A 21,029-nucleotide genomic window follows, 5' to 3' on the forward strand; every position below is an offset into this window, starting at 1 on the left:
GCCCGGCCGGTTATGCGTCCGTCACCGTTACCGTCATCAGGGAGCTCTCGGTCTTGCCGAATGCGTTCAACAGCTCCGCGCGGTATTGGTAGACGCCATTGGCCCGACCGGCAATCTTCGTGCTGGCCTGCTGCGCCGCAGGCGAGTTGTCGTCCAGCACCTGCGTGTCGATCAGCTTGCCGTTCTCGTAGAGCCGATACAGGCGCGCATTGTTGTCCGACGAGACGTTCATCGTCACCGTGTAGTCGCCGTCGTCCAGGCCATTGTCCTCGCCGTTGTCGTGCGACAGCGCAGGAACGGCCGGAACGCCGGTCGCCGCTTCGATCGACTGTCCGTTCAGCAGCATCGGCCGAATCTCGGCGTCGTCGATGTAGAAGCTCCCTTGCGCCGCCGGCAGATCGGTGTATATGAACATCGACGTGTTCGTAATCGTGCCGCTGTCCGTGATCGTATAGACGCCGGACACCTGCTTCCACTCGGTTGCGCTCAATGTGTCGCTGGTGAACAGAATGATCTGCTTGGAGACGCCGTTCACCTTGTAAGTCAGACAGAGGCGCAGCACGGTGCCAGGGTTCGAATCGGGAGCCAGCTTCGCCCAGATCGCATAGCGATAAGCCTTGTCGCGTTCGATCGTTGCCGGGAGATAAATGCTGCCGTAATTGTCCGTCTTCGTCACGAGCAGCGACTGACTGCCGGAACGATAGACCGCCGTGCTGACGGATCGGGTCGCGGCATATACGGTGTAAGCCGGCGTCGCCGCTTCCATTCCCGGATCGCTCAGCAGATTATCGCCGGGATAAGCGCTCTCCGTCGCCGTAACGATGACGGTGGATGTCGCCTGCGCGCCGCCGTCCTCGGCAAGAGCGGCAATAACGGCGGTTCCGGCGCCGATCGCTCGGACATAGCCGAATTCGTCCACCGTCGCCACCGCAGGAGCGCTGCTGCTCCATACCAGATGCCGATTCACCGCACCCGATGGAGCGACAGTCGCATCCAGGTGCAGCTTGTCGCCGACGATAAGCAAGGAAGCGCTTGGCGACATGCTGACCGAAGACGGTCTCACCCAGGTCGAGTCCGGCGTGAACGCAATCGGCCGAATCTCCACATCGTCCAGATAGAACGTATCCGCAGCAGCCGGAATGTCCGTATACGCGAACATCGACATATTCGTAATCGCGGTCGAGCTGTCCTCAAGGATGTACGTTCCGGATACTTGCGTCCAGGAGGAAGCGTTCAGCTTGCCGCTGGTGAGGATAATGAGCTGCTTCGTCACGCCGTCCGCCTTGTAGCTGAGGCATAGCCGCAGCACCGAATTCGCGCTTGCCGTCGGCGACAGCTTCACCCAGGCCGAATAATAGAACGGCTGGCCCGGGACGATGGCGGCCGGGAAGGCGATTGAGGCGTAATTGCTCGTCTTCTCGACCTTGAGCGAACGGCTGCCGGAGCGGGCCGCTTCCTCGCTGAACGAGATGTTCGTCTGATACCCGCTGAAGGTCGGCGAGCTGAGCTCCATCTCTCCGTTGGCGATCAGGTTGTCGCCCGGAACCGCCGCGAGCGCGTCGAAGTCAAGCTGAATCCGATCGATCGAGAAGCTGCCCGTCGCGTTGGCCGGAACAAGCTTCAACTGCTTGAGCTCGCCGGTCCAGCCCGCAAGCGCGGAGGTGTCGAAGACATACTCCCGGTAAGCGGTATCCCCGGGTACGACATATACGGCGGCAGAGGCGGACTCCGTCCAGGCCGAGACGCTGCCCGTTCGGTAATACAGCTTCGCCGTCGTCCCCGACGTTCCGTTGCGCATCGTCACGCGGACCCGCTTGATGTCCGCTGCGTCGAAGCCGAGTCCGTCCGCCGAGACGAGCTCCGGCTTCGTCCCGGTCGATACGCCGTCCAAGTAACCGCCGGATGCCGCCAGCCCGCTTATTTGCGCAGCCGCCGTCCAGCCTTCGGCCGTGGCGAACGTCCACGTCTTGGACTTCGAGAACAGATTGATTCTTGGCACGTTCGGGTCCGCAAGCATCGGATAGCCCAGAACGTTCTTGAAGAAGCCCGACGGCGCCGCGAGTCCTCTCGTCCCCAGCAGCTCCGGCGCCCGCTCCAGCGAGACCGATACCCCGTTCTTCGTCGCGTACGACTGCCCCGCCGTCAAGGTGAACACGGAGCCGTCCTTGACGATCGTCATCGTCGACGTCGCGGCATCCCATTCGAACTTCGCGCCCGTCTGCCGCAGCGTCTCGCCGACGGACAGCATGATCGAGCTGCCGGACGCATACGGAACGTCATGCGGATACGTGATATTGCCGTCCACATACAACGAATAGCCCGTGCTTGGCGCCTTCATGGCGCCGATGAAGTCGATGGCGAACGATCCCGCAACGGCCATCGGGTCGAACCGGAGCTGCGTCACGGTCCCTCGCCACTTGCTGTTGCGCCAAGTATTCAGCACATACTCGCTGTACCCGGACGAATTCGGCTCCACATAGAAGCTGATCGACTGCGCCTCCGACCAATTCGGATCTTCATCCGTTATGAAGAAGAGCTGTCCCTTGCTTGCGATGCTGCTGCTCATCCCGATCTTGATATAAGGCGTGTTCGCGGCGTCGATCGACAGCCCGGCCGCCGAGATGATGCCTGGGTCGCTCCCCGTCGAGCTTGCGCTGTAGGCGCCGCCCGACACCGTCTCGTCGTCGATCTGATTCAAGGGCGTCCAGCCCTCGGAATCGCCGTTCGTGTCGAAGGACCAGCTCGTGCCGAACTGATTCGTCTGAGTCGGCACGGCAGGCGTCAAGTCCGGCAACGAACGTCCGGCCGGGTACAGGACGTTGATTCTCGCCTTCTGGGCGGCTGTCGGCTGCGCGTTCGTCGCCGTGCTGCCGCCGAAGACGTCCCGGATCGCCTCGACATAGTCGAAGCCGTGAAGCGCCGAGGGCATCAGATAATGCCCTTCGCCGAATTCGTTCCAGTTGTCCAGCAGGACGAGCTCGCGGCCCACGCTGTCCGCCTGCAGCGACGGCACGAACGTGTCGCGCACCCACTCCGCCGTGCTCTCGAACTCCGCGGCGGTCGCATAATAACCCGGATTGCCGCCCCATGCCGTATCGTCGCGGCCCATGCTGATCGTGGGAACGACGTCGATGGCATCGGCATCGCGCTGGGAGGTCATGTAGCTCATCTGCATGGCCGGATACCCGCTGACCTCCCCGAGCGAATAGGAATAGACGGCATCGAAGCCGGCCGCAGCCAAGCTGGCGAGATACGTCGGGTCGGTGCCGGGGTAGGCGGTCAACAGAATCAGATCGTCGAAGCCCGCCTGCTGCACGGCCCAGCGGAAGTAATCCAGCTCCGCCTTGACCGCGCCCGGGGTCGTGCCGAAGTCGCGCGTCAGCCCGCTCATGCTGTAGATGGAGAAAACGGGCTTGTTGTCGATGACAAGGTAGCGCGGGTCTTTGAAATAGTATTCGATCCAGTAAGGGATCAGGTTGGTGCGGAAGTCGGTGCCGTCCGCCGCGCTCGACGCGCCGTTCTCCCACAGGATCGCGAACTTCGTCCGGTCGCTGTACTCGGAATTGAAGTAGCCCTCATGCAGCGATTGCGACAGATAAGGGTCCTTGACCGGCACGCCCTGGCCGTTGGTCGGCCGGAACCAGCAGGCAAGCTGGAAGTCGATGCCGTTCTCCGCCATCCACTTGTTCTCCCAGTCGGCCGTCTCCGGATTGCCTTCGTCGTAATAGCCGAGGTAAGGCGTTCGTTCCTCGAACGACGTGATGACATCCCACCCGCCATGGCTGCCTTCCCGCCAGATCGGGCAGCTCTGCACGCCGACCAGTTGGTCGTGCGACGCGGAAGCCGCCGGCTCCGGCACGTAGTCGGTCGGCAGCGGCTGCTTGGCATAGACGAGAATGTCGTCCAGCCAGAGGACGCCCTGCGACGAGGTGTCGGCGCCGAACACGATGCCGTCCGCCTCCGAAGCCGACACGGCGATCGCTGCCTGGTCGACAACCAGCTTGCCGTTGACGTACAGATCGGCCTTGCCGGAGGAGCTGTCGACGACCGCCTTCAAGTGAGTCCACAGGTTCGCCTGGTAATCGTAGAACGGCACCTCCGTCCCCGTTGCATCCGCATAATTCCACTGGCCGTCCGAGGTGTTCAGCTTCAGGAGAACGGCGCTTCCGCTCTTCAGCTCGGCCGAGAAGCCGTCCCGTTGGTCCGGGAGGAACGCCTTGAATTCAAACACTGTCTTGCCCGACACGCCGGACAAGCTCTTGGCCGCGCTCATGGCACCGGCAGCGGCGGACGAATCGACCTTAAGGCTGTACGTATCCGGCGCCGTCGCGCTCTTCATCTCGACGACGGCGATGCTGCCGCCCGAGCTGACGTAGGTCCAGTCCTGGGGCAGCACGCCCGGAACCGTCGACAGGTACCGTTCGTTCACGGCATAGCCCTTGTAGATTTTAACGCCGAGCTGCTGGATCTCCCCTTGCTGCGAAGCGTCGGACCGCAGCTCGAAGCGATCCAGTTGCGACACCGCGTTCGCGAACGAGACGCCGCTCGCCGCAAGCCCCCCGTTCACGTAGATGTCCGCCGTGTCCGACGACGTATCCGCTACGACCTTAATGCCGTATTCCGTTCCGGCGGAGTAAGCCTGGAGCGTCGTCGTTCCGCCGGATCGCTCGACGACCAGGTTGGAGCCCTGCGCCGCGATGCCGATCGCTTCCGTATCCCCCTCGTACAGCCGCCAGCTCCAGCCGTCGATCGACGTCGAGCGCGGCTTGAACCGATACTCAAGCGTCAGCTTGCCGGAATAGGCGAGGAACTCGCGGCTCAGCGATACGGGCAGAACAGTGCTGCTGTCGGCGATATAGAAGTAATTGTTGTAGAGAGAAGCGAGCGCGCCTCCCGCATCGCGCACATCCCACCCGGACGGCAGCCGGCTGCCGTTCACGTTCTGCAGCAGAGAGAAGTTCTCGTCAACCAGATACTCCGCCTTGTACGGATCGGCGGCAACCGGGTCGGCGGCCGCGCGCTTCGCATCGAAATTCAAGAATATTCCGTAAATAATCAAGCAGAGAAAACCGGAGGTCATCAGAATGCTGGTTATCGCCTTGCCGCATACGATCTTGCGCATGCTCGCACGCTCCCCGAATTTATTCTTTGACGCTGCCCATCACAATTCCCTTCACGAAGTACCTCTGCAGGAACGGATACACGAGCAGAATCGGCAGCATGCCGACGAACGTCTGCGCCGACTTGATCGTCTTCGCCGACACGTTCATGTACAGCTCGATCTCGTCCTGAGTGACAGCGCTGCGCGACAGGTCCTGCTGGATAATGACGGTCTGCAGATAACTCGACAACGGATAATGATTCAGACTGTTCATGTAGATCAGTCCGTCGAACCAGGCATTCCAATGCCCGACGACGGTGAATAACGAGATGGTGGCCAGCGCCGGAAGCGACAGCGGCACATAGATGCGCCACAGGCACGTCCAGACGCCGGCTCCGTCCACGATAGCGGCTTCCTCAAGCGCGTGCGGCAGATTGCGGAAGAAGTTAAGCAGCAGCACGACGTTGAACACCGGAACCGCGCCGGGCAGCACAAGCGACCAGACGGAATCCATGATGCCCGTGTACTTGACGGTCAGGAAGGTCGGGATCAGCCCGCCGTGGAACAGCATCGTCGCGACGAAGAACCAGGCATACCCGGTGCGAAGCTTGAATTGTCCGACGCGCTTGGACAGCGGGTACGCGACGAGCATCGTCAGCAGCATGTTCAGCGACAGACCAAGCGCGACCCGCTTCAGCGTCACCGACATCGCGACGAAGAATTCCGGCTTGTGCACGACGAAGTCGAACGACTGCACCGTGAAGTCTACCGGCCTGAACAGCACTTCGCCGGCCGAGACGGCCGTCTGCGCGCTGAGAGACACGGCCAGCACATGCACGATCGGCAGCACGCAGGCTAGCGACAATAAGACGAGAAACAGATGATTGGCCGTTCGGAACAGCGTTCCGCCCAGGGCGAAAGGACGCTTCATTCCATCGCCCTCCTTGAATGTCAGATCAGAAGATGCGGTAGTTCGCAAAGCGATAGGCAAGAATGTAGGATATCGAGATAAGCGCGAAGGAGACGAACGACTTGAACAGGCCCAGCGCCGTGGAGACGCTGAACTGGCTCTGCTGGAGTCCGACGCGGTAAATCATCGTGTCGATGATGTCTCCCGTCGAGTAAACGGACGGATTGTACAGATTAAACACTTGATCGAAGCCCGCGTTCAGCACATTGCCGAGGCTTAGCGTCGCCATCAGGATGATGATCGGCACGATGCCGGGCAAGGTGACGTACAGCGTCTGTCGCCAGCGATTCGCTCCGTCGATGCGGGCCGCCTCATAGAGCGACGGGTCGATGCCCGTCAACGCCGCCAGGTATACGATCGTGGCGAAGCCGAATTCCTTCCAGACGTCCGACGCGACAAGCGTGAACGGGAAGATCCGGCTGTCGCCAAGGAAGTAGATCGGCTCGCCGCCGAACGCCGTCACGAGGCGATTGACGATGCCGTCGAGCGACAGCACATCCGAGAGAATGCCGGCAAGAATAACCCAGGACAGGAAGTGGGGCAGATAGATAAGCGTCTGCACGGTCCGCTTGAATGCGACCAGACGCAGCTCGTTCAGAAGCAAGGCGACGGCGATCGGAACGAGAAGTCCCGCCGCGATCTTCATGACGGCGATGAATAAGGTATTCCACAGCACCTGGCCGACCGATGGCAGATGATAGATATAGACGAAGTTGTCGAAGCCTGCCCAACTGGACTTGGAGAAGCCGAGCACGGGCACGAAGTTCTGGAATGCGATGACGAGTCCGGCCATCGGCACGTAGCTGTACAGAAGCACGAACAGCACGCCCGGCAGGATCATGAGATGGTAAGGAAATTCCCGTTTAAGACGGCCCATGCCGCGTCCCCCTTGCGCCCGCTTCCGCAGGGAGGGGAACCGGGCGGCTTCGCCCGATCCCTCCTCCGCTCCGGTTTAGCGGTTCGTTGCGTACCAGGCGTTGACCTCTTCCGTAATCTTGTCGCCGCCGAGCTTGTTCCAGTTCTCCACGTACTTGTCGAATTCGTCGATCGATACGCTTCCCATGATGATGCGGGTGAACGTCTCCATCTGCAGCTTCTTGAGCGCGTCGTTGCTGCTCTCCATCGTCTTCGTCAGCGGCCCGTAGAAGGCGTTGACGACAAGGCGGTTCTGATCGGCGTACGCCCGGCGCGTAAGCTGCGGGGAGATGTCCGGGTCATAGTTCTGGAAGTCGCCGTAGTGCGACGCATCGCCTTCCTTGCCCTTGATATAGTTGTCGTAGTCCGTTCTATAGGACTCGTTCAGACCGGACGGATCGTTCTTCTTGATCGCGTCGATCACGGACAGCGTCTTCGGATCGAGCGTGCCGGAGATCCATACAGGCGCTACGTAGGAGGACTTGATCTTCCCGTCCGCGGAGGAGAAGAACGTCTGTTGATTGTCCGGCGTGTTGCCCTTGCCTTCCGCGCCGTATTTCTTCTCGTAGTAATAATTGACGAGCTTAATCAGCGCTTCCGGATGCTCGAAGTCCTTCTTGACGACCCAATAGCCTGTCAGCGGGAACGTCACGGACGCCTTCGCCGGCTCTCCGTCCGCGGAAGGCAGGCTGAACGCCTTGAACTTCGCATTCGGATCATTGACAACCGCCGTCTGAATCGGAGTGACGAAGTTCCAATAATCGCCGTACCACAGGCCGAGCTTGCCGGAGGCAACATCCTCCGTGACCATGCCGCCGTCCTTCGTGCCGAACTCGCGGTCGATCGCGCCAGCCTTGTACAGCTCCTGCAGCTTGCCGAGCGCCGTCTTGGTCTCCGGCTGCACCGAGCCGTTGACCAGCTTGCCGGAGCCGTCGTCGTACCAGAATGCGTCGCCCCAGGAATTCGAATAGGCATGATAGCCGTTGAAGAAGCCGTTGATGTCCGGGAAGCCGCCGAACAGGTCTTTATTGAGGGCCAGCCCGTAGGTGTCCTGCTTGCCGTCGCCGTCCGGATCGTCGTTCGCGAACGCCTTGGCGATCGCGATGACATCGTCCATCGTCTGCGGCTCCGGCAGGCCGAGCTTCTCCAGCCAGTCCATGCGGACCCACAGCACCCGGGCTTCCGCCGTCGGGTCGGTGATGAGCGGCAGGCCGAGCTGCTTGCCGTCTACGGAAGCCGCCTTGAGGAAAATACCGTTCAGCGAGCCGAGGTCGCTCTTGACGAGGTCGGTCGCGTACTTGTCGAACACATCGGTCAGGTCCGCCAGCAGACCCGCATCGCTCAATTGCTTGAATTGCTGATCGTGCACCAGCATGATGTCGGGCAGGCTGCCCGAAGCGAGCGTGACGTTCAGCTTGTCTACGTATTGCTCGTTGGCGACAACCCAAGGATACGTAATGTTGATGCCAAGGTCTTCCGCGATCGATCGAGTCCATATGTTGCTCTCGATCGTGTCGCCCGGAGCCAGCTTGTCGGAGATGTTGCTGTTGAACTTGTTGAGCAGACTGACATTGATGGGAGTCCCGTACTTCGTCAGCGGGCCGTCCGTCGGCTCTGCGCTCGGTGATGCTGCGCTGGGCGAGGCCGCGCTTGTCTCGGAAGCGGAAGGCGATGCGGAGCTGCTGCTCGGACTCGCCTCTCCCCCGTTCTGGCTGCACGCGCTTGCCGACATGGCCGTCACAAGCAAACCAAGCAGCAAGGCGATGCTCTTTCTTCTCATGCTGGAATCCCCCTCGAATGGTATGAGCGGAGCGAGCGCGCTTTCGTCCGGCTCTCGCTCCCATTATAGAAGCGGCGCCGGCCGCGCTTCTACTGTCCGTTCGCGACCCGTTCGACTGACTTCTCACGCGATCGGCGGTTCTCCCTTGCCCTCCAGCGCGCGATTGCGGTACTCGAGCGGCGTCATGCGGGTCGCCTTCTTGAAGAAGCGGTAGAAGTAATGCTCCGACACGAAGCCGGTCGCCTTCATGATGTCCGGAATCCGGTAGTGCCGCTGGGCGAGCAGCTCCTTCGTCCGGTTCAGGCGCGACTCGCTGACGTGCTCCGACAAGCCCTGTCCCGTCTGGCTCTTGTACAGGCGGGACAGGTAGCCGGGGCTGTGCCCGACGACATCGGCGATGCGCGTCAGCGACAGGTCCTCCGCCAGATGCAGCCCGATGTACGCGTGGATGCGCCGGATCAGCTCCGTTCGCTCGTTGTCCGGCTCCTTCACCCGCACGTCGAAGATCGCTTCGGCCAGCTCCAGCAGATATTCCGATGCGGCGCTCCAGTCGCGGTGCAGATCCAGCCGGGTGAGCAGCGACAGATCGGCCCGGCTCTCCGCCTCCGGGCGAACCCGCTCGGCGCCGAGCGCGCCCAGGAAGATCGGGACGAGCGAATAGTACATGCGCTCCGCCGGCAGGTCTTCCCCGGCGGAGCGCAGCAGAGCCGCCGTCATCTGCATGAATTCGTCCCGCAGGTCGTTCTCGAGGTAGTATTCGAGCAGCTCGCACTTGCGCAGCAGGCTGCCGTAATCGGGAAGCGCGGCGGCGGCGCCCTCGTCGCTCCCTTCGTCGAGCACAAGCTGCTGCTTGCTCCCGATGTTCCGTCCGAGCCTTGTCCGCAGCCGCTCGAATTGGCTCTCGAGCCCGCTCCAGGTTACCGGCTTGGCGGACACGGCGATCGAGACGGACAGCTTCAGCAGCTCCTTGCAGGTGGACTGGATGCACTCGAACATGCCGTGCGCGAAGCGGCTTGTCAGCTTCCACGCGTCGGAATCCGGAGCCGACAGGTCGAGGCTGTGCAGCCCGTTGGGCTGCAGCAGCCAGACGATGCGCGACCAATCGTATGTGAACGAGAACGGAACCGTGGACATGCGCAAGTATTCTTCGGCGACATTCTGCACGGCATATTGCAGAAGATGCCGATCGGACGGTCCGAGCTGCCGGTCCCATTCGTCGATCTTGACGAGAGCGGGCAGCACGGGCAGATTCGGGTCGAGCGGCAGCTCGAGCTCGGCGAATTGCCGGGTGACGCTGCGCAGCGCCGCCCGGTCGCCGGACAGGAGCCTGAGCATATAATCCTTCTGCATCAGCGTCAGCGCGTTCTTCATGCGCTTCTTGGCGCCGCTGAGCAGGCTGTCCGCCGCCATCTCGTCCTCGATCCGCGCCAATGCCTGGCGAATGGCCGCCACAATCGCGTCGTCGCCTTCCGTCTTCAGAATGTAATCGACCGAGCCTTGCCTCATCGCCTCTTGCACGTAAGCGAAGTCGTTGTACCCGGATAGGAAAATCACCTTGCAGCGAGGCCAGCGCCGCATCGTCTCCTGCTGGAGCTGCAGACCGTCCATCGCGGGCATGCGGATATCGGACAGCAGAATGTCGATCTTCGCCCGATTCAGCCAAGCCAGCGCTTCCGCCGCGGAATAGACGCCGAGCACCTCCAGGTCCAGCTCCTGAGTCGACAGATACTCCACCAGCCCGTCGACGACATACGTCTCGTTGTCTACAATCAGCAATCGATACATGGCTTGTCCTCCTTGGGCATGACGATCAGCAATTCGACTCTCAGGCCGCCGAGCGGCGAGCGGGACAGCCGCAAGCCGGAACGCTCTCCGAAGAACAGCCGCAGCCGGCGGTGCACGTTGAGCATGCCGGTAATCTCCATCGCGCCTTCTTCGGCCATCAGCTTGGTCCGCATTCCGCTTAACGTGTCGTCCGTCATCTCCCCGCTATTTTCCACCCGTACGATAAGACGCCCTTCCTCTCGCTCGAAGCCGATTCGGAGCAGTCCCGACTCCGCCAGGTCCTCGAGTGCATGCTCGTAAGCGTTCTCGACAATGGGCTGCAGGCACAGGCGCGGCACGACAAGGGCGGCACAGGCCGGCGGCAGCTCCGGAAGCTCCGCCTCCAGATGGGAGAACCGCATGCGTTGGATGTTCACGAAGGCCGTCACATGGCGAAGCTCCTCGGACAGAAGCGCCGAATCCGCCGTATTGCGGGTGATGTACTGGAAGTAGTCTCCGAGGTAACGGGTGTACAGCTTCAGATGGTCCTCGTCGCCAAGCTGCACCATCCGGTTGAGCAGATAGAACGTATTGTATAGAAAATGAGGGTTGATCTGCGATTGCAGCTGCTTCAGCTCGGCCTTCTGCGACCTTATTGTCTGCTCGTACACGTCGCGGATCAGCTCGCGCAGCCGTTCGGCCATCTTGTTGAACTGGCGGTACAAATATTCGAATTCGTCGCGATGCCGATGCTTCAGCGAGACGTTGAAGTAGCCCGTCTCCAGCTTGCGGAAGGCGCCGACCAGATGGCGAACGGGCTTATGGATCGATTGGTAGATCCAGTAGGAGAACAAGGCGACCAAGCCGACCGCAGCGATGGTAAGCGCCCAGAACAGCACGCGGAAAAACGACAGCGAGCCGAATCCCTCTTCGATCGGAAGCAGCAGGCCAAGCGTTGTGCCCGATCGCTGCGACCGCTCGTAGACGACGAACGTGTCCCGTCCGCCGATCTCGCCGCGATAGCGGGCGGCCTCCTTCTCCTCCTTGGCAAGCTCCGCCCACCGCACGGCCGCCACGTCGGGACCGGCACCCGGGTCGTCTTCGATTGTCCAGTCTCCTTCATTGTCGAACAGGGCGGCAGCGCTGTTGTCGCTGGAGACGATCTGGCGGATGGAAGAGGCCAGCGCCTCGCGGGAGAGCGTCACGACGAACCAGAAGTTGGGCGGCTGATCGGAGTAGGAGTGGAGCGGGTAAGCCTGGCCAATCATAAGCTTGTCGCCCCACACCTGGATCGCCCCCGTCTGGTTGTACAGGTGCGGCACCAGCTCCCAATCGGACTCGGAGAGGCTGTAACGGATGGAGCCGGACGAGATGACCTTGCCCACCGGGGGAATGTAGAAGGTCGCCTCCTCGACGAACAGGCTGGCGTTCTTGAACATCTGCAGCTTCTTCTGAATGTCCAGCACGGCCACCCTGCGCTCGTCGTCGCTCATGATAATGGAGGACGAGCTCAGGTTCTGGATATCGTCGTCGAACATATATTGCTGCTGGAGCTGTACGACGCGCTCGACTTCCTTGTCGTACGAGCTTAAATAGAAGTGAACGCGGGAAGCGAGCGACTCGGACATATTGTTGTACAGGCGCTTCTCTCCGGCGATATTCATGGCATAGCTGATCGCCACGATCGGAAGCAGCACGATCATGAAGTAAAGGAGCAATCGAGGATAGATGTTGAACCGGCGCATGCCCTTCCCTCCCGTCTGCTCCGATTGTACCATGACCGGGGGCTGACTTATCGCGACCGTTTCCACTGACTTTTCTCGACTTGACGCTCGCCGATTTTTGAGTGTGATGGCTTTTGCGATTTTATGCGATTTTATGCGGTTTTTCTGGTTTTTCACATAGATCTCCGGAATCCGGCGCGACGGCGGGCGGGCCCTGGGTCGGCATGTCGCTGTGAGGCGAGACAGAGGGGACGCTATCCCCCTTCTGGGCGCTTAGGCCTCTTCTGGATCTCTGTGCGTTGTGCGCGGCGCTCCTCTCCCGCTCCGTGAGTCCATATGGCAGGGGGACAACCGTTCGGGCTGTCATAGCGGTTTTTCGCATAAGGATGACGGTCGAGACATCGCGCCCTGACCGTTCCCCCCAACGCTGTTCGCACCTCCGGTCCGCCGACTTTTGCGATTTTATGTGGTTTTTCACATTCATCGGTTTGAATGAGCCGCTACCTCGGCGTTTTATGTGATTTTTAGCCTACATGCGGCAACGGGAGCCGGTATTTTCTCTATATAGGCTATTTCTCACATAGAATCGTCCAACCTGCCCGTTATCGCGACGCTCGAATGTGGAATTTCACATAAATTCCTCTATCCGGCGAGTCCGGCGAGATGTCCGGCCCCCCTTCCCGCACGATTCAAAAAGAGCTGCGCCAAAACTTATAAATTCTTGCATGCACATAAAGAGGACGCCCCCTCGGGACGCCCTCCTCCGCCTTGCTTCCGTTGCACTTCCTCTTCGTTGCACTTCCTCTTCGTTGTGCTTCCTCTTAGTTGCCCTTCGCCTGCTTGAACACTTCGCTTAGCGCGCCGACGCTGCCGAGCGCCTCCACCGCGTTCGACGGCAGGAAAATCTTGTTGGCCGCCCCCTTCGAGATCTCGGTCAGCGCCTCGAACGACTTGTACGCCAGCACCTTCTCGTCCAGCCCGGCCGATGCGAGCAGCTCGACCCGCATCTTCTCGGCTTCCGCGATCGCCTGAATCGCCTTCGCCTGGCCGAGCGCCTCGAGCTCCTGCGCCTGGCGAAGCCCTTCCGCCTCGCGAATGCGCGCTTCCTTGTCGCCCTCGGCCTTCAGAATCTTGCTCTGCTTGTCGCCTTCCGCGCGCAGGATCATGTCCTGCTTGGCCGCTTCGGCCTCCAGCACGATCGCCCGCTTGCTGCGCTCGGCCTTCATCTGCTTATCCATCGCGTCCTGGATGTCGGTCGGCGGCTTGATGTCGATGACCTCGACGCGCTCGATCCGCACGCCCCACTTCTCCGTCGCTTCATCCAGCGCCAGCCGGATGTCGATCGAGATCTTCTCCCGGCCGGACAGCGTCTCGTCGAGCTCCATCTTGCCGATAATCTGCCGCATGGTCGCCGTCGTGATGTTCCGCACGCCGGACACGTAGTCGGAGATTCCGTATGTAGCCTGCTCCGGAGCGACGACCTGGTAGAAAATAATCGTGTCGATCTGAACCTGGACGTTGTCCTTCGTGATGACCGTCTGCGGCGGCACATGCGCCTGCTGGATGCGCAGATCGTGGTTCACGCGAACGTAGTCGATAAACGGAACGAGAATGTTGACGCCCGGCGTGAGCAGCCTATTGTACTTGCCGAGACGCTCGACGACTCCCACCTTCTGTTGAGGCACGATCTTGAGCGAGAAGCCGATAAATATGACGGCCAGCAGAAGAATCAATACGACAATAACGATACCCACCTAGCGAGTCCCTCCCCATTTTTGCACTTCGACTTGCGCGGTTCCTCTTCGGATTATGATAACGGTATCATCCTTGCGCAGCGGTTCGTCCGAAGTTGCGCTCCACGTCTCGCCGCCCACCTTGACGATGCCGGTCTTGCCCGCGTCGATGTCTTCGATGACGATGCCCTGCTGACCGACAAGCCGGTCGATGGCATCCTCGTATCCCTTGCCGGACTTGCGCAGCTTGCGGGTGAGCGGCCGCGTGAACACCGTCAGAACGCCCGCCACGACAACGCCCGCGAGCGCCTGGATAAGGAAGGAGTCCGGCGCCAGCCATGCCGCGATCGCTCCGGCGAAAGCTCCGAGAGCCAGCCACAGCAGGAAGAAGGTCAGCGACAGTATCTCCGCGATCAGAAGCACGAACCCGACGATCAACCAGAGAATGTACGCGTCTATTGGGAATCACCGCCTTTTCTTCAATTGTAGCACATCGAGCGCGAATTCTGTCTAACAATCTCGGACAACCAACATGCCTTGTGGCATATATACGCTCCTTCCCTGCCGATCATTCCCACAACAAAAACGACCCGCAGGATAAACTCCGTGCAGGTCGCTGTTTGGTTGCGGTTTATTTATTGCTTGATTGCCGTCAACGTCTGCACGACATCGTCGATCTTCATCCCGTCGGCGATCGGACCGTTCAATGCCCAATGACGAGCGGATACCTTGAACGCATGCCCTTGCGCAACTGCGGGAATCGCCTTCCATACGTTCATTTTCTCTACCTCGGACGATTTGGCGACCTCCTGCTGGAAGTCGGATTCGGAAGCCATGGACGATCCGTAGTCCATGAACAGATAGTCGGCCGTCAGCTCCGGAAGCTTCTCCAGAGACAGCATCGTGCCTCCCCAATCATCCGCGCTGCTCTGCTGGAACTCCAGCACCTTCGGGTCCGGACTCAGACCGAGATCGTTATACAGCGCGGCTGTCCAAGTCCATTCCGGGAAGTCCAATTCCACATCCTTCGTTGACGGACGAATGAAGGCGACTGTTTTCCCTTCGCCGACAGCCTGTACGATCGATGCCTTGGCTTGCTCGACTTGGTCCCGATACGACTGGAGCACGCTCTGCGCCGCATCCTCCTTGCCCAGCGCCCTGCCGATATCCACGATGACCGACTGCCAGTTATCCCGGATAAAAGCGATCGTTGGCGCGATTTTGCTAATCTGTTCGTATCCGGCTTGATCCGTCATATAGGTATTCATGATGATCAGATCGGGAGCTGCAGCCGCAATCGCCTCCAGATTGATGTCGAAGGAGCTGTTGATCGGAATCCCCTTCTCTTTGATTTGCGCATCCAGGTAATAGCCGTCCGTGCTGAAGGCCTGAACAAGCGGCACATCGAGCGAGAGCAGCATGTCTTCCATCCCGATCGACACGATGCGCTTGGGGTTGGCCGGTATCGTCGTCTCGCCGTAATCGTGCTTGATCGTCGCTTCCGCCTGCTCGCTGCCGCTGTCCGCCGGTGTCGTCGCCGGATCGGCATTGGGCGCCGAAGCCTGTTCCGTCGTCGAAGCGGCTTCCGAAGCATCGCTCGGACCGTTGTTCGTTCCGCAGGCTCCGACAATCAGCATCAGCGAGAGCAAGGCGAGCCAAGGCAGAATGCCGTAAGCGCGCCCCCTCCCTTGCCCTTTATTTGAATGCGCGACCTTTGATTTGCAGCTTCTCATGTACCGTTAGCCTCCAGAAATTGATAATCATTATCATTAATTTCGAGTATAGCGAACGGTCCCGGTTCTGTATATCCACGATCATGCGCAATGTTTACGACTCTCCGCACAAAATCGAATAGGCGATGCGATCGAGCAATCGTTCCTGATGAAGCGCCGAATTCTCAAGCCAAGGATATACCCAAGCCTGATGCCCGGGAAGAAAATGAACGGCTTGCTCCCGGACCTGCCTCAGCCCGGTCCAGCGGTTGTCCGCCTGCAGCTTCCTCCAGCGGGCCTGCGAGTGGGAATCGCCGTTCACGCTGACGATGAACCGGCAGTCCTCGTCGCAGAGAGCCAGACGGTCGGGCTCAACAGGCTCGTACCAGTCGATGTCCTGCGTCAGGCGCGACGGAATCAGCCCCAAGTCGTCATAGAGAACCGTCATCGCTTTGCGCCCCCATATTTGCAATTCGTTGCCCGCTACTTTGACGACCAGCACCTTCTGATCGCCCATGGCATCGCGGGCCCGCTCGCGAAGGGCGGCCGCCTTCTGCTCGTACCGCCCGAGCCAGGCTGCCGCGTCCTCGGCCATTCCCAAGAAGTCGGCCGCCATCCGCAGATGCTGCCGCCATCCCGCCTCCATCCATGGAAGAAGCAGAACCGGCGCGATCTCTTCAAGCAGGGCCGCCTCTTCGGGCGTGATCGTGCAGTCCAGGCCGATGATGCAATCCGGCATCAACTGCCGCAGGGCGCGGCGGTTGAATTCATAATGATGGCCGAGCGGAATCGCGATGTCGCTGCTGTACTTGCGGCTGAATTCGTCGGTCCAGTAATGATCGATCGGAGCCGCGTGCGGCACGACTTGAAGCGGCAGCAGGATGCCAAGGATCGGCCAACTGTAGGCGGCCACCTTGCGGCTGCGGTTGCGAAGATAGACGGCGGGGGCAATGCCGACTTCCTTCTTGAACACCGTTCGGAAGTACTGCTCGCTCCGGAAGCCGACCCGTTCCGCGATCTCGCCCGCCGATAGCTTGCTCTCTTGCATAAGACGTTTGGCATGCAGCAGCCGCACTTCCGTAATGTATTCGACGATGCTCTTGCCATAGCGTTCCTTGAACCCGCGCATCAGTTGATATCTGCTGACCCCCGTCAGAGCGGCCAACTCGTCGACCGGAAGATTGTCCGCATAGCGGCAATCGATCTCGCGCTTGACCACATCCGGCGCTTCCGAATCGCCGTGCTCCCGATATTCGACCAGCAGCGCCAGCAATTCGCAGAAGACGGCTTGAGCCCGCATGCGGTCGGCCGTTGCGGATCGCTCCCAATACAGGTGAATCTGATGGCCCAGGCGAACGGAGGCATGAATTCGGCACTCATTCATTCGGAGGCTCACGATCTCGTCCGTGTCCGGAGCCGTCTCCCCGTCCGCAACCCGTCCCTGCTCGAATTCCAGGAAGTACATCGCCTGAGGTTCCTTCGACGGCCCGCCCGTCTCTACCCATTGTCGCGGCTCGCAGGCGATTACGGTGCCGGATGCGGCATAGATCCGAACCCCGTCCACGATAACCCGGCATGGCCCCAGGCAGATCACAATCCGGCGACGCTCCAACTGATCCTTGCGGAACACCCATTCCTGACCGCTGTAATCCACCTTCTCGACATGAGAGAGCTTGACCCATGACTCGTTCAGGAAGGAATCATTGAGGAAGGATTCGTTCGGGAAGGATTCGTTCGGCTCGTCCCGGCTGCTTCGATATGGCTTAACCGTGTTGGTTGACATGTACAGTTCCCCACCTGCGCAATAATGATAAGTCCATCATAAATGATAATAATTCTCACCACAATCCCGTCAAACGATATCGTATCAGAACCGACCATACTTTGGCGTGTCCCCTTGGATCAGGAACCTCCGCCTGCCGATCATGCCCTTTGGTCTCAGGTCAGCCCATCCCCCTTGCACATCCTTATCCTGAACGAAAGGGAGAAGAGACCTAATGCCGCCAGAGGGAATAATCTGGCGGGCAACTAACGTGCCCCCCCCTCGCAAGCGCCTGGAGGCAACGACGGCGACGAGCACCGGATCGTATACCGTTGTATGCCAAAAGCCCCCGCAAACCCGACACCGTCTTGCCGATGTCAGTCTGCGGGGGACCCGTCTTGCTCATGTCCGGTCGGCAGGGGGCGGCCGTCAGGTCTGCCGCCCTGCTTCTCTCCGGCCGCCCCGGCGCTAGATCAGTTCCTCGATCCGCACCTTGCGCCCGATGCGGGCGCTCTCGATCGCCCCCAGCACCATCGCCATGCTGCGAATGTTGTCGCGGCCGTCCGTCTCGGCGCGGCGCCCCTCCGTCAGGGCGGCGAACATCTCGTCCAGGCAGCCGTGATGGCCCGAGCGGCCGCTCCACTCGAGGGCGGCGTCCGTCCGCTCGCAATCGCGGATGAACTTGCCCTCCTGATCTCCGGCCTTAACGACCTCCGCGTATGGTGCCGAAGCTCCGTCCCAGATCGCCGTTCCTCGCTCTCCATTAATGCGCCACGACGCTTCCCATGACGTCGGCGCCCCTTCCGCGCACCACGAGCCGCGGTAGTTGAACACGCTGCCGTCCGACATCTCGAAGATGCATACGGCAGCGGCATTGCCCTCGTACCACGAGCCGGGCGGGTTGAATTCGTGGCAGTAGACGCTCACCGGATCGGCGCCGGTGATGAACCGGGCCTGATCGAACGTGTGGATCGCCATGTCGAGAATGAGCGGGCTCTCCATCGCGTCGCGGAAGCCGCCGAAGTGCGCCCCGATGAAGAAGTCTGCGGAGGCAAAGCCGACCCGGCCGATCGTCCCGCCCGCGATCAATCCCCGCAGCGCCCGGATATTCGCATCATAGCGGCGGTTCTGCATAACGGCGAGCGACCGGCCCGTCCGCTCGGAGACGGCGATCAGGTCGCGCGCCTCGGCCATCGTCGCCGCCATCGGCTTCTCGCCAAGCACGCGGCAGCCCGCTTCCATCGCCGTCCTGCCGATCGTATGGTGCGTCGCCGGAATCGTCACATCGAACACCAGATTGGCGCCGGACTCGGCGATCGCTTCGCCAAGATCGGTGTACGTGCCGCACGCGAGCCCGTACTGCTGCGCCATCGCCGCCGCGGCCTCCCGCCGGACGTCGACCAGCGCCACGATCTCCGCATCCTCCCGCGCGATCGCGTATTCCACCCACGTTCTTGCCATGCCGCCGCAGCCGGCGACGGCGATTCGGTACGTTGTCATAGCGGCCCCTCCACTCCCGTCAATAAGATTATGTTCAAACGCTTCTTACGCGTTCTTCCAGCGTTCTTCCAGCGTTCTTCCCGCCTTCCTCCCGCGATCGCCTTCCGAGCCTCACACCGGATTCGGAACGAAGTCGCCGCCGCGGCAGCGCTTCAAATAATTCAGCGCGTGCACCTGCCCGGTCATCTCCAGTTCATCGCGATACACCGGATCGTGCCAGCCTTCGATGTCGATCGTCCCGCGGTAACCCGCCTGGCGCAGAATCGTAATAAGATCCGTCCAGTTCGTATCGCCGAAGCCCGGCGTGCGGTGCCAGACGAACTCCTTCGGGCCGTGAATGCCGTTCTCCTTCACGATGTCCCAGGCGATCGTTGCGTCCTTGCCGTGCACGTGGAACACCTTGCCCACCCACTTGCGAAGCTGCGGCAGCGGGTCGATCAGGCTGACCATCTGATGGCACGGCTCCCACTCCAGCCCGATATTGTCGGCCGGAACGGCGTCGAACATCAGCTCCCAGGCGGTCGGGTTGTGCGCGATGTTCCAGTCGCCCCGCGTCCAGGTGCCGCCCATGTCGCAATTCTCGAACGCGATTCGCACGCCCTTGTCGGCAGCGCGTCGCACCAATTCGCCGAACACTTCCTTGAACTTCGGAATCGATTCGTCGATCGGGCGATCGGTCAGCCGCCCCGTAAATCCGGTCACCAGATCGGCGCCGAACAGATGCGCATGGTCGATCAGCCGCTCCCAGCTTGCGAGCGTGTCCGCGTTGTCGCCTGTGCCGGTGAGCGGATTGCCGAATACGCTCAAGCTCGAGACGATCGCGCCGTTCTCCTCCGCGATGGCCTTCGCCCGCTTGGCCGTCTCGACGAGGTCGATGCCGCCGGTCGTCTGCCAGAATGTCAGTTGATACGACTCGAATCCATGCTTCGCAATCTGCGGAATGACCCGGACCGCGTCTCCTCCGCCGACCAGCGTACCTATTCTAAGAAGCTGACTCACCATTGCCGACACTCCTATCTTGCGCTATATTGTTGAATACAACCCGATTATAGCTTGACGATAGCGCTCTATCCCTATCCAATCTTGTGGATTATGGGTGCGATCTTGCGGATAACGGCGGAGGAGGACAACGTATGACGTACCCGCGCGAGCTGTGGGAGAATACGCAATTCCACGGCGAGGAATACCCCTTCTACTGTTTCCGGAACCGGGCCGCCCCCGTCCGGGCGGGCCAGCAGGTGTTATGGATGCACTGGCACGTCCACTTCGAGCTGATCGTCATGCTGAAGGGGGAGGCCGTCTTCCATATCGAGAGCCGCCCCTACGACACCAAACCCGGCGACATTCTGCTCGTCCCTTCCGGCGGGCTTCATGTCGGCTACGCAGCCACGGACGAACCGATCGAGTTCTTCGCGCTCGTCTTCAACGGCTCGATGCTGGAGAGCTCCGCGCACGACCGGCTGCACGCAAGACTGCTCGCCCCCTATGCGACGGGGCAAGCCCGGTTCCCCGTCCATATCGCGAAGCGCGGCGAGGCAGGCGGCCCGATCCGCGAATGCGTGGAACGCGCCATCGAAGAGTTCGAAGGCCGGCAGCGCGGCTACGAGCTCACCATCAAGTCGTACCTGATCTTGCTGTTCGCCTATTTGGCGCGGCAGCATCCTTCGCCGTTGGCGGCCGACGATTCGGCTGCGGCCCCCGTCCGCGGAACGGAGCGGTTCAAGCCGCTGCTGCGATACGTCGAGGAGCATTACGACGAGCGCATCTCCGTCGAAGACGCCGCCCGTCAGGTCAATCTCAACCCGTACCACTTCTGCAAATTGTTCAAAAAAATGACCGGCCGCACGTTCGTCGATTACGTCAACCGGCACCGGATGAACGAAGCGGAGCGGCTGCTGCGGGACACCGACCTCAGCATAACCGAGATCGCCGAACGGGTCGGCTGCGGCAACTCGAACTATTTTACAAAGCTGTTCAAGCGGCACATGGGCACCACGCCATCACAGGCAAGGGGTCGCTGACGATACGCGCAACAAGCCGCCCCGGGCGACAGTACGTCGCGGGGGCG

At 60.9% G+C, this 21,029-nt stretch carries 13 protein-coding genes; 1 reads left to right on the forward strand and 12 read right to left on the reverse strand.

All coding sequences use genetic code 11. The annotated features are described in order from the left end of the window. Window positions 1-10: 10 nt before the first annotated feature. From E6C55_RS23930 to E6C55_RS23985, 12 genes are all read right to left on the reverse strand, one after another. Window positions 11-5,122 (reverse strand): glycoside hydrolase family 99-like domain-containing protein, encoded by a 5,112-nt coding sequence (locus E6C55_RS23930; protein WP_136372346.1) that lies wholly within the window; start codon window positions 5,120-5,122, stop codon window positions 11-13. A gap of 19 nt (window positions 5,123-5,141) precedes the next feature. Then, complete coding sequence (locus E6C55_RS23935) at window positions 5,142-6,032, reverse strand: carbohydrate ABC transporter permease (RefSeq protein WP_136372347.1); 891 nt, start codon at window positions 6,030-6,032, stop codon at window positions 5,142-5,144. A 25-nt stretch (window positions 6,033-6,057) separates the two neighbouring features. Next, window positions 6,058-6,948, reverse strand: coding sequence for an ABC transporter permease (locus E6C55_RS23940; RefSeq protein WP_136372348.1), 891 nt, complete (start codon window positions 6,946-6,948; stop codon window positions 6,058-6,060). Between the two features lie 75 nt (window positions 6,949-7,023). Next, entirely contained in the window at window positions 7,024-8,766 is a 1,743-nt protein-coding gene (locus E6C55_RS23945) for an extracellular solute-binding protein (protein WP_136372349.1), read from the reverse strand. 123 nt (window positions 8,767-8,889) lie between these two features. Then, entirely contained in the window at window positions 8,890-10,551 is a 1,662-nt protein-coding gene (locus E6C55_RS23950; RefSeq protein ID WP_136372350.1) for a response regulator, read from the reverse strand. Then, window positions 10,536-12,275 carry a sensor histidine kinase gene (locus E6C55_RS23955; RefSeq protein WP_168735849.1) on the reverse strand — a complete coding sequence of 580 codons (1,740 nt, stop codon included), beginning with the start codon at window positions 12,273-12,275 and terminating at the stop codon, window positions 10,536-10,538. Before E6C55_RS23955 ends, E6C55_RS23950 begins: the two co-directional genes overlap by 16 nt. Before the next feature lie 800 nt (window positions 12,276-13,075). Next, entirely contained in the window at window positions 13,076-14,008 is a 933-nt protein-coding gene (locus E6C55_RS23960) for an SPFH domain-containing protein (RefSeq protein WP_136372352.1), read from the reverse strand. Then, a complete protein-coding gene (locus E6C55_RS23965) occupies window positions 14,009-14,425 on the reverse strand; it encodes an NfeD family protein (RefSeq protein ID WP_230986834.1) in 417 nt (138 codons plus the stop codon). Window positions 14,426-14,622: 197 nt separating this feature from the next. Then, window positions 14,623-15,720: an ABC transporter substrate-binding protein gene (locus E6C55_RS23970; RefSeq protein ID WP_136372354.1), complete on the reverse strand. Its 1,098-nt coding sequence runs from the start codon at window positions 15,718-15,720 to the stop codon at window positions 14,623-14,625. A 94-nt stretch (window positions 15,721-15,814) separates the two neighbouring features. Further along, window positions 15,815-17,482, reverse strand: coding sequence for an AraC family transcriptional regulator (locus tag E6C55_RS23975; RefSeq protein WP_136372355.1), 1,668 nt, complete (start codon window positions 17,480-17,482; stop codon window positions 15,815-15,817). 447 nt (window positions 17,483-17,929) lie between these two features. Then, on the reverse strand, window positions 17,930-18,961 hold the full coding sequence (locus E6C55_RS23980; RefSeq protein WP_136372356.1) for a Gfo/Idh/MocA family protein: 1,032 nt from the start codon (window positions 18,959-18,961) through the stop codon (window positions 17,930-17,932). A 111-nt stretch (window positions 18,962-19,072) separates the two neighbouring features. After that, window positions 19,073-19,960, reverse strand: a complete 888-nt coding sequence (locus tag E6C55_RS23985) for a sugar phosphate isomerase/epimerase family protein (protein ID WP_211093640.1) — start codon at window positions 19,958-19,960, stop codon at window positions 19,073-19,075. Between the two features lie 134 nt (window positions 19,961-20,094). Between E6C55_RS23985 and E6C55_RS23990 the strand changes: the two genes are divergently transcribed. After that, the gene (locus E6C55_RS23990) at window positions 20,095-20,982 is read left to right on the forward strand and encodes a helix-turn-helix transcriptional regulator (protein ID WP_136372358.1); all 888 of its coding nucleotides are present in this window, start codon (window positions 20,095-20,097) and stop codon (window positions 20,980-20,982) included. The last annotated feature ends 47 nt before the right edge of the window (window positions 20,983-21,029 follow it).

This window comes from Cohnella fermenti (genome assembly GCF_004801405.1).
GTDB classification, from domain to species: Bacteria; Bacillota; Bacilli; order Paenibacillales; family Paenibacillaceae; genus Cohnella; species Cohnella fermenti.